Origin of the sequence: Butyricimonas sp. (genome assembly GCF_019423355.1) — a bacterium.
GTDB classification, from domain to species: Bacteria; Bacteroidota; Bacteroidia; order Bacteroidales; family Marinifilaceae; genus Butyricimonas; species Butyricimonas faecihominis.
Genome location: NZ_JAHZBP010000009.1, coordinates 93,440 through 110,632, shown reverse-complemented (window position 1 = coordinate 110,632; position 17,193 = coordinate 93,440). Strand labels below are relative to the sequence as shown.

The 17,193-nt window shown below is 41.9% G+C and carries 11 protein-coding genes; 1 reads left to right on the top strand and 10 read right to left on the bottom strand.

Annotated elements, in window-relative coordinates:
* Window positions 1-105: 105 nt before the first annotated feature.
* The 4 genes from QVC79_RS13010 to QVC79_RS12995 all read right to left on the bottom strand — a co-directional run bounded on the left by QVC79_RS13010 (window position 106) and on the right by QVC79_RS12995 (window position 6,962).
* On the bottom strand, window positions 106-1,503 hold the full coding sequence (locus QVC79_RS13010) for a RagB/SusD family nutrient uptake outer membrane protein (protein WP_270592760.1): 1,398 nt from the start codon (window positions 1,501-1,503) through the stop codon (window positions 106-108).
* A 20-nt stretch (window positions 1,504-1,523) separates the two neighbouring features.
* Window positions 1,524-4,847 carry a SusC/RagA family TonB-linked outer membrane protein gene (locus QVC79_RS13005; protein ID WP_270592759.1) on the bottom strand — a complete coding sequence of 1,108 codons (3,324 nt, stop codon included), beginning with the start codon at window positions 4,845-4,847 and terminating at the stop codon, window positions 1,524-1,526.
* Between the two features lie 98 nt (window positions 4,848-4,945).
* On the bottom strand, window positions 4,946-6,115 hold the full coding sequence (locus tag QVC79_RS13000) for a FecR family protein (protein ID WP_270592758.1): 1,170 nt from the start codon (window positions 6,113-6,115) through the stop codon (window positions 4,946-4,948).
* A 289-nt stretch (window positions 6,116-6,404) separates the two neighbouring features.
* The gene (locus QVC79_RS12995; RefSeq protein ID WP_270592757.1) at window positions 6,405-6,962 is read right to left on the bottom strand and encodes an RNA polymerase sigma-70 factor; all 558 of its coding nucleotides are present in this window, start codon (window positions 6,960-6,962) and stop codon (window positions 6,405-6,407) included.
* A gap of 223 nt (window positions 6,963-7,185) precedes the next feature.
* Between QVC79_RS12995 and QVC79_RS12990 the strand changes: the two genes are divergently transcribed.
* A complete protein-coding gene (locus QVC79_RS12990; protein ID WP_270592756.1) occupies window positions 7,186-7,683 on the top strand; it encodes a DUF4890 domain-containing protein in 498 nt (165 codons plus the stop codon).
* Between the two features lie 83 nt (window positions 7,684-7,766).
* Here the strand turns inward: QVC79_RS12990 and QVC79_RS12985 are convergent, their stop codons facing one another.
* The 6 genes from QVC79_RS12985 to QVC79_RS12960 are packed head-to-tail and all read right to left on the bottom strand — an operon-like array spanning window position 7,767 to window position 17,172.
* Window positions 7,767-8,804 carry a TlpA disulfide reductase family protein gene (locus QVC79_RS12985; RefSeq protein ID WP_270592754.1) on the bottom strand — a complete coding sequence of 346 codons (1,038 nt, stop codon included), beginning with the start codon at window positions 8,802-8,804 and terminating at the stop codon, window positions 7,767-7,769.
* A gap of 60 nt (window positions 8,805-8,864) precedes the next feature.
* Window positions 8,865-9,863: a hypothetical protein gene (locus QVC79_RS12980; RefSeq protein WP_270592752.1), complete on the bottom strand. Its 999-nt coding sequence runs from the start codon at window positions 9,861-9,863 to the stop codon at window positions 8,865-8,867.
* Between the two features lie 12 nt (window positions 9,864-9,875).
* Entirely contained in the window at window positions 9,876-11,471 is a 1,596-nt protein-coding gene (locus QVC79_RS12975; RefSeq protein WP_270592750.1) for a PKD-like family lipoprotein, read from the bottom strand.
* Between the two features lie 33 nt (window positions 11,472-11,504).
* Window positions 11,505-12,251: a DUF4843 domain-containing protein gene (locus QVC79_RS12970; RefSeq protein WP_270592749.1), complete on the bottom strand. Its 747-nt coding sequence runs from the start codon at window positions 12,249-12,251 to the stop codon at window positions 11,505-11,507.
* A gap of 11 nt (window positions 12,252-12,262) precedes the next feature.
* Window positions 12,263-13,747 (bottom strand): RagB/SusD family nutrient uptake outer membrane protein, encoded by a 1,485-nt coding sequence (locus QVC79_RS12965; protein WP_270592747.1) that lies wholly within the window; start codon window positions 13,745-13,747, stop codon window positions 12,263-12,265.
* Between the two features lie 11 nt (window positions 13,748-13,758).
* Entirely contained in the window at window positions 13,759-17,172 is a 3,414-nt protein-coding gene (locus tag QVC79_RS12960; protein ID WP_270592746.1) for a SusC/RagA family TonB-linked outer membrane protein, read from the bottom strand.
* Window positions 17,173-17,193 lie beyond the last annotated feature (21 nt).

Genomic DNA, 17,193 nt, shown 5'->3' with positions numbered 1-17,193 from the left:
TGATCTAGTGATTCCCGACTCCATAATTTCCACCCGACACCCAACAAATCAATGAATTATTAAATCGGCAATCACTAAATCTGTTTTACTTTAAATTTTAAACTATCACAACTTCGTGTCCCTCGGGTACCCCGGATTTTGTTGCACTTTCGTGTTCAAATAACATTCTTGATGAGGGATCGGTAAAATCCGACTAAAATTGTCCGCCGCAATCGTCTGAACCGGCTCTTCCGTCCAAGTATCCTCTTCCGTATAATACCGGACAACAGGCAATCCTTTCCGCAGTAAATCAGAAGCACGATGCCCTTCTCCGGCCAATTCCCGATGGCGTTCCATCAAAATTTCCTCTAACAAAGCATCTCCGGTAAGAGTATTCACATAGGTCACGTCTGCCCCGGAACGACTAGCCACTTCCAACAAATCTGCCCGTGCCAGATCATATTCTCCTAACTCACAATAGGCCTCCGCCCGGTTCAGATACACTTCTGCAATTCGTAATGCTTTATAGGTCAACCGGATCTTATCAAATTTAGAAATCTCTATTAATACGAGATTCCCCTCATCATCAAACATATAATCACCATTTTCATCCAAGGCAAAATCAATATCTTCGACAATATAACTATCAAAACGATAATCTCCATCATGGAAAATATCCTTAAACTGTCCGGCAGGTTGTCCGTAAGGGTAGTAAAATCCGGATGAATAGTACGAGAAATCCAACGTGAAAATCTCTCCTTCACCATTAATTGTCTCAAATTGTCCGGCAGGATCTGAAGGAAATTCATATTTACCAATCAGTTTACTAGCCTCTTCAACCACCATATCCCAATCATTCATAAAAAGGTACACCCGGCTCAAGAGAGCCGTGGCACCATCTGCTGTGAAACGAGCCGGTCCATCCTCCTCCAACGTCATCAAATCACGAGCCCGGTTCAAGTCGCTCACGATCGTGTCGTACACGGTCTTCACGCTCGTACGGGCAGCCTCTCCCAAATCAAATTTTGTTTTCAACACAATTCCCAGATTCGTCTCCGGCTGATCGTAATACGGACGACCGAAATAATTTACCAGTGAAAAATGGTCAAACGCTCTTAACGCTAAGGCCTCTCCCCGTACCTGTCTCCACAACACCGTGTCCGTAATGACACATTTATCCAACAAGTTCAATGTTTGATTACAAATGGCAATAGATTCATAAAAACCGCCATACAGTGAACTCACATTCTGATTCTTGTACATACCACTTGCATCCATCTCATAAAAATCAATGGCCTGATCTGCAGATTCGTAAGCCGGAATTATATCATCAGCCAATCCCCGATCACAATCAATTTTGGCACTGATCGCATCATGCAACTCGTAAGCAGCTATAAAAGTCTTTCGTACATCAATCACATTCTTCAAAATATCTTCCTCCGTGATCTCTGTTTCCGGCAATAATGTCATGTCACATCCCGCCCCTAAGGCCAGCAACATCATGTAATATATCAATCGTTTCATAAACATATATTTTTACAAACCTAAAACACTAAATTAATTCCAAACTGGTAATTCCTCCCTGCCGGCACGGACACCCCATTCGAGAGAATAGACAACATTCCTGATTTTGCATCCGGATCCAAATTCGGATGATCGGAATAAATGTACCATAAATTATTCCCCCTGAAATAAACGGTCGCGGACTTCAATATTTTGCCCATCCACTTCTCCGGCAAATCATAAGACAAGTTCATGGATTGAATACGGGCGAAGAAACCACTGATAATATAACGCGTGGAACTCTGATTAGAATCATTATTCCCGTAACGCATCGGCTTCGGACGGGAAACCACATCCCCCGGTTTCTGCCAATATCCCTTCGCCGCATCTTTCAAATAAACACCACCAAAATTAGCTCCGTCAGAATCCGTGTACCCCTGAGCCAAGTTGTCCATCATCGTCGTGTTAGCGAATATAATATTCACGCCCAGATTTATGCCATTCCAAGAGAAGAAATTGTTCAAACCTCCCCGATATTTGTCTTCACGGGAAACAAACACCTTTTGAGCAGAATAATAATCCGTTGTCGTGTTTCCCTCCGTGTCGTACCATAACGGACCTCCCGTCTCCGGATCCACCCCGGCCCATTCCGGAATAAAATAGCACTCCATCGTCTTTCCCACCTTAGCATAGAACGTGAAATCCTCGATCTCGTCAACCCCATTCCGTAACTTCAACACCTTGTTCCGATTCAAACTGATATTGAAATTCGTGGACCAACGGAATGCTCTCCGGATATTCTGGGATTGCACGAAAACCTCCACCCCTTGATTCTGCACGCTTGCCGTATTTTGCATCTGGCTATCTATCCCCGCAGAAAGAGGTAAATAAAACGTTTCCAACAACCCGGTCGTTTTCTTGTAATAGTAATCAATATTTCCGGACAAACGGTCTCCAAAGAATCCGAAATCCACCCCCACGTTATACACGTCGGTCATTTCCCATTTCAAATCCTCGTTTTTATAGTGATCCATGGAATAAGTCGGGTACTTATCCGCATAATTATAAGATCCATTTTTATACACCGTGTAATGCGAGAAAGAACTACCGAAATTAGCATTTCCCACCTTACCGTAAGTAGCTCTCAATTTCAAAATATCCAACCACCCCACGTTCTCCATAAAAGACTCGTTCTTCATATTGTAAGCTAACCCCACGGAACCGAATGTACCCCATTTATTATTTCCCCCGAAACGAGAAGAACCATCCGTACGCACACTTCCGGAAACATAATATTTCCCCTTATATCCGTATTCCGCTTGGAACACAATTCCCATGAAATTAGATTTACTCATATCTTTTTTCGGCTCCCCTTTATCAATTGATGCCAAATTTTCAATCAGCAACGACTCCTCAAACTCTCCTCTAATATTCGTGTAATCGTAATCCTCGTATTGATACTCCACGGATGCGAACCCTGTCAAAGAATGATTTTCCCAAAACTTGTTCACACTCAACATACTTCTCCAAGAAAAACTATTTCGTTTGGAAGAGGTTTCAGACAATGAACCTAATTGCGAAAAATACTGGTCATGTTTCGTTCTCGGATCTTCAAAGAACGTGCTGGATGTATTCGTCACCTCATATCCCAACTGTGAGTTCCAGTTCAAAAAAGGCAATAATTGTATATCTGCCGTCAAGCCTCCCGAAAAACGATAATTCACATCCTCGTCATGATTCACGGAATAATCAAATAAAGGATTCCCTTCATTCTCTTCAAACTGATCCTGCGTGCCATCCAGTAATTCCCCGGTCTCCGGATCATAAGCGCCCGTCAAAGGAGACATTTTCTGAATTCCCTCGTATAAACGATCGGCAGCATTCGTATTCTTGGTCTCCGTACGGTAGGCACTCGTGTTAAATGAAAAACTCACTCGATCATTCGCCCGATGCTGCAGGTTTGCCGTCAACCCGAAACGATCCATATCATTCTTTTTAATTATTCCCGCCTGATGCGTGTATGATCCTTGAATAAAGAATTTTGTTCGTGCATTTCCCCCGGATGCTGACAAGCTAATATCCGTTGTCGAACTGCCTCCCAAAGCCTCATCAAACCAATCTGTTGTATTCTCTAACATACTATCAGGTCTGAATTTCAATGCCTTTTCTCCATCCACTGTAATCTTATCATCGTAGTACTCGTTGTAATAATTCACGTACAACAACCGTTCCCATTCCAATGTCTCCCGCGGAGACATGAAATCAAGTTGTTTACCTAAATCCACCACGCCATACATAGCATCTACCTTCACTTGAAACTGATCACTCTTGCCCTTTTTCGTCTCGATCACGATTACCCCGTTCGCCCCACGTGACCCGTACAATGCCATTGCCTCGGCATCCTTCAACACGGTCATCGTCTCGATATCTTTCGGGTTCAACATATTATAACAGGACATATCATTCATGATAAAACCGTCAATTACGAATAATGGTGCTGAAGTTCCGGTAATAGTACTCTCTTCCAAACGATTACATCCCCGAATTTTTATTGTCGGATTTCGTCCGATCAACCCGGATTGTCGAACCTCCACTCCCGGAACCAATCCCTTTAGACTCTCGATCAAACTGGTCGCACCCGTAGCAACCAAATCATCGGATTTCATCGTCTGTACGGCCCCGGCATAAGAAGATTTTGAACGTTTCATATATCCTGTTACCACCACGTCATCCAAACTTTCCACGTCCTCTTCCATCGTCACGTTCACAGACTTAACATCCGGAGTCACCACGATCTCACGTGATTTCATCCCCACGAAAGAAACCACCAGTACATGCTCGTCTCCGTCCGGTAATGCAATTTTAAATATCCCGGCCGTATCCGTGACAACCCCTAAAGCCGTACCTTTCAGGATTACCGTTGCCCCGGGAAGTGGTTGTCCTTTTTCATCAACGACCAACCCTTTCAACACCCATTCTTTTTCCACGATCTGCTTCACGGGATTTCCTTTCCAAATCACGATCGTTTTCTCCTCAATGGCAAAATTCAATCCCGTTCCTTTCAAACAAATGGCCAGAATACTCTCCACCGTCTCGTCTTTAAAAGAAACATTCTTGCACTTTACTCCAGCAATATCCGCATCGCTATACACGAAACTGAATTCAGAATTTTTCTTAATCTCACTAATAATTTGCTTGATTGACGCTTCTTCCCACGTCATACTCAACCGTACCTGCTGGGAATAAACCCCGGCGTGTACTTGCAGCGCAAACAAAACCGATAAAATAAACGTCGCCTTCATCATTAAAATAAGCTTCATTACTTTTCTATGCCTGTCCATGCAGGCATAAAGATTTTTTTTCATAACTTTGTAATTAAGATTCGACAATAATTCAATTCCTGTTTGCAGCAGGATTGAAAGAGTTTGACAAGGGGCAGTGTTTGCAGCACTGCTCTTTGTTTTTATTTCACAATAATCGTGTTTTTATTCACTTCAAACTTCACTTTCCCGGTTCGCTCGATAAATTTCAACACGTGGGCAATATCCTCATGTTTCTTGATGTTCAACGAATAAGGAATTTCTTTCAACTCCTTGTTCGTGTAAAACACGTCAAACGAATACCAGCGTCCCAATTCCTCCAGAATAAATTCCAAAGGCTTGTTATCAAACACCAAACGGCCATCCTTCCACCCCACATATTGTTCTACATCTACCTCAGCCACGGTTAACCTGTCATTTCCCCGATTAAAATCAGCCTGTTGTCCGGGATTCAATTCCACCTGTTGCCCGTCAGCCTCCACGTTTACCCGTCCCTGTATCAAAGTTGTCAACACGTTCTCCTCCTTCGTATAAGCCCGTACCCCGAACGACGTTCCCAACACCCGAACCTCCACCTGTTGTGCCTCGACAATAAAAGGCTGTTTCTCGTTACGCTGCACGTCAAAATATCCCTCTCCCGTCAAGTACACTTTCCGATTCTTTCCCCTAAATTGTTTCGGGAATCTCAATTCCGATTCGGCATTCAGATAAACCGTCGTTCCGTCAGCCAACACCAAAGTATACTCACCCCCGCGAGGAACACGCAAGGTATGATATATCTCGCAGGAATCTTGCACCCCACCCGAAGCAACCTCCGTGTAATTCAACGTATCACCGCTATTCCTCACCCCCTCTTCCAAAGCCCGGTCCATTTCCCGATCCAACATCACTTTCGTACCGTCAGGCAATACCAACTCGGCGATAGATACACCGGGAACAATCCGGGTAGAAATCACCTCTGGCCCCGCTTCCCGTGCAGTATCCCATGAAAAATACACGATCCCACCTACTAGCAAAGGTAAAATAAACAGGGCGGCATAACGCATCCATACCATTTTCCGAGAACGTCGTTTTTTCCGTACTGTCCGGCTTAAAATCCGGTTCCATTCCAGTTCTTGCTGTTCCGGGGTCTTCACGAAACGACGAATTCCACTCTCCAATCGTTCCATGGAAACCACGTTACGGAACAACTCTTCATGTTCCGCTCGCTCGTCTCTCCAACGCTTTAGCTCGTCCATCTCCCCCTCGCTCAACTCTCCTTTCACGTAGCGAACGATCAATTGCTTTATCCGGTCATTATTCTGAATCTCCATATTTTGATATTCATTTTATACTAAAGCACGCAAACTTTCATTTGGTGTAATACAAAAAACAATTATTTTTTACTCGAATCAAAATATTTTTCTAATCATACCGTATTTCAAGGGTTAAGTAACCCTTTTCACAAGGTTATAATACCCCATCGCCCTTCTATCTCCCTTTCATCACCCTTTCATCGCCGTTCAGGAAGGACGAGGAAAGGTTAAAGAATAGGTCTTGTAACGCCCGTTTGGTAGTTAAACCCTAGTATTACAGTAGTAAAACCCTAGTATTAGTAGGTATTCAGGAAATCCAAGTAAGTAGAGAAAGAACGTTTTTCAACCGTTCCCTCATATAATGATTGGCATTATTCTTATGCTTTTTGACCGTGTTGACCGATATATTTAACGTCTGCGCGATCTCTTCATGACTTTTCCCGTCGAGGCTCATCTGGTAAACTTCTTTACACGCCGGGGGTAATTCGTTGAAGACCTCCGATAGGGTTTGAAATATCTCCGATTCTAAAATCCGATCCAGAAATGACTCGGAATCCTCCCCCTCTATTACCACCCGCCTAGCATATTTATCCTCCACCTGCTGATGGCGCATCAAATTGAGACAGTCATTCCGCACGGCTTTATACAAATAGGCCTTCACGGCATATTCCCCTCGAAAATCAGCCCTCTTCTCCCATAAATCGACAAAAGCATCCTGCACGACATCATCAATCATCGTGTCGTCGTTCAAGTACTTCGCGGCAAAATAACGTAACGCGACCGCATACTTATCATACAGGACACGGAAAGCCTTCTCGTCCCCTTGAGAAAAATCAATGATAATATCTAGCTCTTTATCACCCAAATTGATATTATTAAAACGACACGATCTAACTTTTATCCTTTCCAACCGTTTACAAAGATAAAACTTTTATTTCAGAACGAGATACAAAAATAGAGAGATCCGACAATAAACCTTTTCTCTCCCATTTTGTCTTAAATGTAAATGCATTTTAAAAACGCATGAAATTTACCGGCCACTTAAAATTCTAAATTCCATGCCATTACAAACGTTAATAAAACAAAGTATGAAAACAGTAACCCTAATTATCTCGTCGCTTTTTCTTTTCATGGCACTAGGAGTAAGCGCACAACAACACGGCCCACAACATCGCGGGCAAAGAGGTCACATGAACCCCGAAGAAATGGTAAAGAAACAGGTTGAACAAATGAAAACCGAGTTGAAACTCAACGAGCAACAAGAAAAACAGGTAAAAGATTTGTTTACCGAAAACATCAAACAGAGAGGCGAACTCATGAAAAAATATCAAGGCCAACGGGATTCCGTGATGGTCAACATGAAAAAGATGGAAGACCAGCAAAACCTTTCCCTAAAGAAAATCTTGACAGAAGAGCAATATAAAACTTACTTGACTAATCTGGAAAAGAGAAAACAAGAAATGGAAAAACGCCGGAAAGAGATGATGGATAAACGTGGCGGACAAAGAGGCGCCCATGGCGATCCTGCTACTGTAAATGAAGACCACGAATGTAACGGTTGCGGTGGTTGTGGCAAACACAAGTAATCCTATATATCGATCAAATCATAAAGCCGAATCATTTCTGCTAACGAGAAAATGATTCGGCTTCATTTATGAATAAAAATCCTCTACTCCCCCAATTTCTGCTCTAAAACCTTCTGTACTTCTTCCGGCTTCGGATTCACGGCAAGAATCGTCCCGTCCCGATCGACCAGAAAGACACCGCCCCCGGCATTTCCCAACATATAACGGGTCCACAATTTCTGCCCATCATCCAGCTCGACCAGTTGAAACCAAGGGTATTTATCCTGAGCAATAGCCTGCTTCATCCGTTCGGTACTCTTGAATTCCCTAGCAACACCGACAATCTCGAAACCTTTATCCTTATACTTCTCGTAAATCGGGATCATCATTTTCGCCTTTGCCCGGCAAGGCATACACCATGAAGCCCATAAATCAATGATCGCAATTTTTCCCTTGATCACCTCCGAAACATTTACCACACGCCCCTCCAAATCCGGAGCCTCAAATTCCACGTAATGCCCGCCCGGTTTCACGGAATGAAAACCGTCGATTAACATCTTTCCCAAACGGGTATATTTACTGGATACGAATTTTTCTGCCAACACGTGATAAGCATTTTCCAATTCATCGTCCAGCTCCGCCTGATACACCTGACGCCGTTGTAATTCATCCACCACAAGGAAATAGTACAACTCATCCCATTGCCCCGCACAGAATTTATGCATGAAAGAAAAACGTTTCCAGCCGATCTCCTGTTGTTGCAATTCTTGGTATTTCCGGTATCTATCATTAAAAACCCCTCCCCGTATCTCGTAGCTTTTATCGGCATTCACCGTGATATGCAATTTTCCGTTCTCGACGATAAACGGAACAGTGTACCACACTCTCGGATCCTTAGTTACAAAGATCAATTTGTAACCCTCCACGTGCGGTAATTCCAACACGTATTTAAAACGTCCATCCTCTACCGGAACGTACGTCCCGTGGTAACGGGAATCCACCGTGGCATCCACTAAAAGTACTTCTTTTGCCTCCATACCGATCAACTCGCCATGAATCACGCAACGAACCTTTTTCTCCCCCGCAATAGCCAGATTTCCCACGAACAAAAGCAATATCAGGCATTTCAAATAATTCGTCATATTTTCTCATTTACAAGTAAAAAAGGAGTCGCAAGCGACTCCTCGAAACTACATTCATCACTATTTTATAACCGGAAATCCTTCCTGCTCCCGATCCAAACGATACAAATGATAAAAATTACCGTTTCCGGGTTCATAAGTTACGTTTATGGATTTTCCCTTACCATCATCACTCTTCGTTAAGAAGTTATATTCATTCAATGCACATGATAGCATTGCTCCATTCAGATTCAACGATAATGTTCGGGTGTCACTATAATTTTTTTCCAACGAATAACCATCACCCTTTACCGAAACCAAATTGTTTCCTGAATACGTGTAAGTCCGATCTTCCATCAAAACCCAACTTTCCTCACTCTGGTTATTCACCGTGTAAATGCGATTCGTCACAATCTTCCCCCCGTGATATTCATACTCGCATTTATAAAGTTCACGAGACACATAATCTTTCGCATTTTCCGGGCTATACTTATCAATAAACAAACGAACATTCAACACACTTCCTTTCTCGTTGTACTCGTATATATAAGTTTCAACCCGTTCCAAAGGATAATCATTATTAAAATCCTCACCCACCCCAAAATCTTTTTTCGGTGTAAAATAAGAGATTTTCTGTCTGGTAACTACACTCTCTTCATCAAGCGTAAGTGCTACTTCGTAAATAGTTTTCGCAACCAACGGGATACTATCTTCTAACGAATAATTTCCCACTCCATATTTCCGGGCTAACTCTTGATCCAAATCAGCGATGGCATTCGCATCAATCTTGTACACATAATCATCCAGAGAATATGTCATTACACCCTGTTCCTTCGTGATCACAAGTTCTCCTTTCTGGCGTCCGTTCTTATCGAATCGCTCTATGGTCGAAATCTTATCATTCTCATACGCCAATTTTAGCGTGTAATCCCCCCAATGCTCATTATGCCCCGTGACCTCTTTGACACGAACCGGGTTAACAACTTGCTTGCCCATTTTGACATCATCGTCATCATTACAAGAAACCCAGACAACAGCAAATAACAACAGACATCCTATATTTCTTAACATCAATTTCATAACCAATATATTTTAATAACCACTTGTATTATTATAAGTCACGCTCGTAATCCGTCCAAAACCCTCGTATCTTCCATGAACGTCACGATTGGGCTCCAGCGTTCCACTCCTCAATTGTGTGATAGGAATCGTGATCACTTTACCCTCTCCTGTTGACTCCTTGTAAGTTGTTATCACCAACAATCTATTTTGCGCACTCTGAGTAGAAATTCCGGTAGAAGAACCAGAATTTGACACGTTCATTCGGGAATACTCTTCACGCCACAATCTCATCGAAGTAATATCACCATCCCTTTCTTTATCCACTGCATAACGAGGCTCTGCCACAACTTCACCTGCATTTCCCAACAAGAATGTATAAATCTGATCTTTGGTTGCATAATAAAAATCAGGAGATACCGGAGATGAGGCAAAACCGACAGCCTCGCTTATACCGGGACAATGAGATAAATCAAACTTCCCAACCCCAACTTTTTCATTAGAACCGTAAGAGTCGTATTTCATCATTCCCAACCATCTTTCATTTCCTTGCTCAGCCTTGAAAACCGTCAACAATTGAGAATTCTCACCCTCTCCCATCCATATCGCATCGTATGCACCAATATTATTCACGTCAAAAGCTGCACTTGAACTCTGTTTCGGGAATTGTTGGAAGGAATCATACCAACTGCTCACAACCAATATTCGTTGATTTTTTTTATCAAAAACATAAGGGAATTCATTAGAATATGAACCACAGACTCCCATCATCGTGACATAATAATCCCGTTCATCAAAATCCGGCGGTAAAAGATAAAAATCATACGTCAAATTCCCCCAGTTGGTTGTTCTCCGATAAACATGACCGTCTAAATTTAATAATTCCAACCCTTTATAATTCCACAAAAGAATCCCTTTAGGTACAAATTCAGATTCATCTATCGGGAAAACAAATATATCATTGTTTTTTTCCTTATCGACCAACTCATAAGGATCTACCCGATAAACATTCTCCGCTGTCACGAAGGTCAAAGTACGACAATCACCGGATCTAATCAATGAAGACATTCCTGTTACAACTCCATCCAACAAATGTTGATTCACGGAAGAATAGACATTTCTGAAAATACGAGTGTCCTTATCCGTGAAATTACGCGTGGAAAAATTCATTGACATGATCAAAGAAATATCAGAATTTTGCCCATCTCGCGTGTCTGCCACGAACAATCCCGTTCCTAAGGAAGCCTGCACGGAAACTGAAATTCGGGCAAATTCCTGAATCCCGGTTGTTTTATCTGTCACGATCAAAATCAAATTATACGCTTTACTATCCGGAACCACGGAAATCGGCCCGCTAAACGTCATCTTGTGTGACAACACTGTTTCCGGATACTTGTCTCCCTGTATTTTCCACTCGTATGTCAAGTTTTCATCTTTTACCCCATTCTTATAAATGATTGGGCTAATCTTCAACGTGTCGAATTGAAAAACATTCACCGAAGTCGGTGCATCTCCAAAGTCGATCACAATGGGTTTCACGACTTCGAAATCAGTGGACGACTTGTCATCATAACAAGAAGTCACCACGATCGCCATGAATAATAAGAAGAATATGGATAATTTTTTCATTATTTCTTTCTTTATCGCATTAAACATCATCAATTAAGGCATCACGACTTCATCCCCCTCATACTTGCCATCCTCATGTCGCAAGGGTTCTCCGGGATGTTCCCGGTTATATTTATACAATGCAGCTCTCACTTGGGCCACCGCAGCATCCAACTCCGTGTAAGTCCACTCAACCATTCCCTCCGGCACCTCAATATCAAAAGGAATTAACGGCAAGTCTAGCACTCCTAAAATGAAACGATACCAACTAACAGAAAAATTACCGAAATACCAAGAAAGATAGCTCCAATTGGATGGTTGTGTTAATTGATCAGTTACAGACAAGGCAAAATAACGTCTATCGAAACCAGCTAAGGGAAAATCTTCATTGGGCACCAACTTCACGTGAACGATAAAAGTGCTATCACTCATGTCCTTCGTGCGATGAAGCTCAACTGCCGCAGAACCTTCAAACTTACCGGCAGGCACTATTCCCTCCAACAATTGGTATTGCTCCGGACGTGCAGTATTCACGTAGTTCGTATCACCTTCAACGACAGCAATCATGACTTTCCGGTCATAATTCACAGAATCACCCGTTGTAGCAACCCGGATGTTTTGCACATAAACATCCCCACCCAAATTGGTTACAAAACTATACTCGCTCTCTGCCTTTCCATAAAAATACACGCCGGCTGCTTGCTCGTACATCAATGTTTTTTCCTGTTCGCAAGCAGACAAAAGACCTAAAAACAGAGTGCCCATCAGCCATCCGCCAATAATTCTCTTCATATTTTTCATATTCGTTCTTTTTATTTCTTGTAATCTTCCATTCCGCCTAAATCCACATCCCACGTGGGTAACGGTACCACGTAAACAGCATCAGTTGCGGCTTTTGTCGCATAAGGAATTTTCTCGAATCCCAAGCGTTTGTAATAGTAAAACAATTGTCCCTCGTTGATAAACTCACGTTGATATTCCTTCGTGATCTCATTCTGCACGGAAGCCACAGTTAAGTCGTTACCTAAACCAGACATTCCTCTTTTCTCACGAACAATATTCAATCTATCGATAGCCAACAAACGGTCTGCATCCTTTCCGGTTGCCAGCAAGCACTCTGCCGCAATATAATACATCTCTGATTTTCGAATCAAAGGCATGGTACTACCGTATTTGTATTTTTCTACTTCCCAAAATTTCACAAAAGCCCATCCATCATAATGCTCGTTTCCAGTTTGGTCATACCAACGAGCCAAACGATAGTCCGTGGACTCGAATAAACCGGTAGCTCTAGCCTTTGTGTGGTATAACAAATCGGTGTTTTCATTTGGATCATTCGCCCTCGGGTTCATATAGTACTGCATATTCTCGAATAGCTTGGTAATATCCAGCGCAAACACATGCTCGGTAGTAAAGGTCAAATCCCGATCTGCCGGATCGTAAGCATCAATCACGTAAGAACTAATCCAAGAGGTTTCACCACCTTCTTTCACAAATAACTCAGCCAATGATAATGCCTCGGTTTTGTTGCCCATCCACATATACACACGGGTCAATGTACAAACAGCAGCCCAATAATTAAAACGCTTGTGCCGATTTTCGAAAAATTTATCCTCATTCGGTAAATCATAATCATCCGGTTTAGGAGTCAATCCAAACGGATCATTATCATTCAAGAGTTCCATGGACTCCTGTAGATCAGCAATGACTTTCTTCAACGCCTCCCCCACGGTCAATTGCTTTTGTAACTCCCGAGAATATTCCTTCATGTAAGGTAAACACAAACGCTCCAAATTTTCAGGACGTTTAGCCAAATCTCCCCATCCGAACAAACGTAACAAATCAAAATGCAAGAATGCCCGCAATCCTAAAGCTTCTCCTTTTATGACAGCGTACATGGCTGGGGAAAACATCTCTTTTTTCTTCTCCAGATTTTCCAATAAAAAATTTACGTTGGCAATAATATTGTAACTTTTACTCCAAATTCCATTGGATGAAGTTGTTGTTGCCGAATAATTATAACGAGTCGCATTATACCAAGCAGACGACTCTCCCCCTTTCACATCAGTTTGTTGCGCCAAAGCATCCACGAATCCCCAAGTAGCCTCTCGCCCATATAAATCCTGATCACTCATCAAAAGGTAAATCCCGGTCAAAGCATCTTTAAAACCACTCACGGATTGAAACATCACATCGGCCTTAACCTCCGACTTCGGATCTACATCCAGCCAATCTTCACATGACGTCATTGTTCCTAAAAGTAACAAAACGCATAATATATTACATAATCTCTTCATAATCATTAAATTTAAAATGTAGCCTGTATAGCGAAATTAAATGATCGGGCAAAAGGGTAGGAAGTACCTCGTTCTGTCTTGATTGAAGACAGCATAAACACATCATTCATATAAAACTCTACCCGCAAGCGCTCCATGGAAAGTTTCTTGATAAAATCGTATTTCCAAAAGTCATAACCAATTCTTAACGAAGAAAGACTAAACTCATTACGATCCTGCACGAAACGGGAAGTCGGTTGCGTTTTCTCATCCTTATACTCGCACTCTTCTTCCACCCATCGATTAGGTAATGTCTTGTATGGCTTTATGTCTCCCGGATTTCTCCATCTTCCGGCATACAAACGTTTATCCACGTTCCCCGTAAGTGAGGCATTTTCCACTTTATCCACCAAAGTTTGATTGTACATCTGAGCCCCGTATTGGAAACGGAAAGTGGCATTCAGCTCTATTCCTTTATAGCTGAACATGAATCCAGCCGTTCCTTGGAAATCCGGCATTTCATCACCACAAACGACTTGATCTGCTACTCGATACGTGTAAGTCCGGTTACCATTTTTATCCAAATAAATTTCCTGACCGTTTGATGGATCAATTCCTAAAGACCGAACAGCCCAAATTGCATCCAGTGAAACACCATCATAATATTTCTGAACCGGCTTATTATTATTCAATACATCTGAAACGACTTCATTCTGTTTTGCATTGAAGTTCTTCATGGCAGAGGACACGCCCGTCACTCTATTTTTATTACGTGATATGGCCGTCGTGATCGTGAAATAGCCTCTCTCTTTAGGCATATTCCAAGGTGTAACACTCAAACGAATATCGAATCCCTTGTTTTCCACATCACCTATATTCTCTTTCACGGTTTCAAATCCGGTATAAGTCGGGATGTCAAAATCCAACAAGTTATTTTTCGTTTTGCCGATATAATAATCAAACTTTAACCCCAATACTCGTCCTAAATTAAAATCTACCCCTATATTGTAATCAAATTTCTCTTGCCATTTCAGATCATCGTTACGCATTCCTTTCAATATGGCGCCCAAAAATCCACCGTAAACCCTCTGCAAATCGTACTCGTAAGTTGCCAAAGACTCATAAGCATCCGCACTCTGAGAACCGGTATATCCCAAAGATCCCCGTAATTTCAATTGTTGAATCTTAGAATCCTTTAACCAAGTCTCGTTATGAATATTCCATCCCAATCCGACACTCCAGAATGATCCCCAACGGTTATTCTTTCCATACTGGCTGGAGGCACTCGTCCGGTAAGAACCATCTACTAAAAAACGATCATCAAAAGCATAGTTCGCTGCAAACAAGATACCCATATCCCGAATCGTTGATTCACGTCCTGTCGGGATGGCATCTTTTGCATACTGACGGGCAAAAATAATATCGTTCATCCGATCATGCGGAAAACCTTCTGCCTTGTAAATAATTTCCTCGAAGAAAGCTTCAGACAAAGTATATCCCACATTGGCAAACACGTAATGTTTTTCCCCGAATTGCTTAGAGTACTGCATGTTTACGTCACCACTCAATCGTTTTTCTTCTCCCTCATTAATCTGGTAACTTCCTTTACGGAAAAATTCATCATCTTTATAAGACCTGAACTTTAAATGATTAGCCGGATAAAATTCATCTGCACGTACTCGCTTTTCTGTAATTCCAAAACGTCCCGTTACTTTCCATCCCATCACGATCATCCATTCCACGCTCAAGTTATTCGTCACGTCAATATACTTCGATTGTAACTTCGTATTCAAAGAGGCATTATACAATGGATTCGCCACAAAATTATCCGCCCCCGGAATAATGTTAGCATTTTGTACCAACTGGCCCTTTTCATCATAAGGAGAAAGGTATGGATTGACGGCTGCATACTCGCTAAATGCTCCATAAGGAGAATCATTGGCCACGTTAGAAGTAATCGTGAGATTATCTCTAAAATTCAATCCTTTATACCGATAAGAGATCGACACGCTTCCCTCGTAATTGGTTCTGTCAGATCCCTTCATCGTACCTTGTACATTATTATAATTAAATCCGACAACCAGATTCAAACGTTCATTACCCATCTCAAACGAAAGCCCATGTTTCGTACCGACACCATTACGCAAAGGCTTGGATAACCAATCCGTATCAATCCCGGAAACCACTGCTGCTAATTTCTGATTATACTCTTTTTGCAAATTATAATAGGTATCCGGATTTTTATCATAAAACATATTTGCATCTTTCTCCAACTCTAACTTTTGAGCCGCATTCGTTAAATTGTAAGAAGAAAGATCAGGAGCCTGAATTTCCAGACTACCATTATACGAAATACGCAGAGAGGCATCCGTATTTTTAATTGTCTCGATAACAATCACCCCGTTAGCAGCTTTAGACCCATAAATGGCTTTTGCCGAAGCATCCTTTAAAATGGTCAATGATTCAACCCTATTCATATCTAAATCCGCAATTTTTTGGATAGAGGCTTCAAAACCATCCAAGATAAATAAAGGAGCATTCGGGTCATTAGCATAACTTCCTTTCAAATCTATATCATCCGAATTAACATCAAAGGCAGTCTTTCCTCGCAATGCCATTGTCGGCATTTTATTCGGGTCCGATCCATATTCCAAGTTATCAAAAATCATCAATGACGGGTCCAGATTTTTCAAACTGGCAAACACGTTTGAATTACTTACCTTTTTCAAATCTTCTCCCTTCATGGTCAAAGCCGAACCGGTAAAACTTCCCGCTTTTCGTTGAAAGATACCATTCACAACGACCTCTTCCACTTCTGTCACGTCCTCTTCCAAAATAACCAAAAGCGGTTTATCATCCGTAACTTTAATCTCTTTCGTCTTCATTCCCACAAAAGAAAATTGCAAAGTAATTTCCTTATTACCAGGCAAAGTCAGCCGGAATCTTCCTGCCGTATCCGTCACGACTCCCCCCGTAGTTCCTTTTATCAAAACAGTTACTCCCGGAAGTGGCATTTTATCCTTATCCGTCACCTTCCCCTCAATCTTTCTCCCCTTATCATCTTCCGGAGCCGTTTTCACGTTATCCTTGGCAATTACCAAGAAATTTTCTACCAGCTTACAATGTAAACCACTTCCTTTTAAAGCCTCGTTCAAAGCCTCCACGGCATTCACATCCCGTAAAGTCACGGTAACCCGTTTTACAGTCTTCAACAGTGTATTGTTATACACCACCACGTAACCGGATTGAGCCTCGACCGCCTTGATTACCTCCTCGATCGCAGCATCCTTAAACAGGATACTCACCTTTTGTTGCGTGTAACTATTTTCAGCATGTAACTGAAATAGTGTCACAAAAATCATTAATAGCTGCAATCGCATAACTTTCCAAAATTTGCATGTCACTTTCCCGCACCGGGATGTGCCATCTTTTGATTTTTTTTTCATAGATTTGTATACCATTAATTA

Bases quoted from the DNA above. Each gene is read 5' to 3' on its own strand.
- QVC79_RS12985 (WP_270592754.1), bottom strand. From the start codon at position 8,804: ATGACGAATTATTTGAAATGCCTGATATTGCTTTTGTTCGTGGGAAAT.
- QVC79_RS12980 (WP_270592752.1), bottom strand. From the start codon at position 9,863: ATGAAATTGATGTTAAGAAATATAGGATGTCTGTTGTTATTTGCTGTT.
- QVC79_RS12970 (WP_270592749.1), bottom strand. From the start codon at position 12,251: ATGAAAAATATGAAGAGAATTATTGGCGGATGGCTGATGGGCACTCTG.
- QVC79_RS12960 (WP_270592746.1), bottom strand. From the start codon at position 17,172: ATGAAAAAAAAATCAAAAGATGGCACATCCCGGTGCGGGAAAGTGACA.
- QVC79_RS13005 (WP_270592759.1), bottom strand. From the start codon at position 4,847: ATGAAAAAAAATCTTTATGCCTGCATGGACAGGCATAGAAAAGTAATG.
- QVC79_RS13000 (WP_270592758.1), bottom strand. From the start codon at position 6,115: ATGGAGATTCAGAATAATGACCGGATAAAGCAATTGATCGTTCGCTAC.
- QVC79_RS13010 (WP_270592760.1), bottom strand. From the start codon at position 1,503: ATGAAACGATTGATATATTACATGATGTTGCTGGCCTTAGGGGCGGGA.
- QVC79_RS12975 (WP_270592750.1), bottom strand. From the start codon at position 11,471: ATGAAAAAATTATCCATATTCTTCTTATTATTCATGGCGATCGTGGTG.
- QVC79_RS12990 (WP_270592756.1), top strand. From the start codon at position 7,186: ATGAAAACAGTAACCCTAATTATCTCGTCGCTTTTTCTTTTCATGGCA.
- QVC79_RS12965 (WP_270592747.1), bottom strand. From the start codon at position 13,747: ATGAAGAGATTATGTAATATATTATGCGTTTTGTTACTTTTAGGAACA.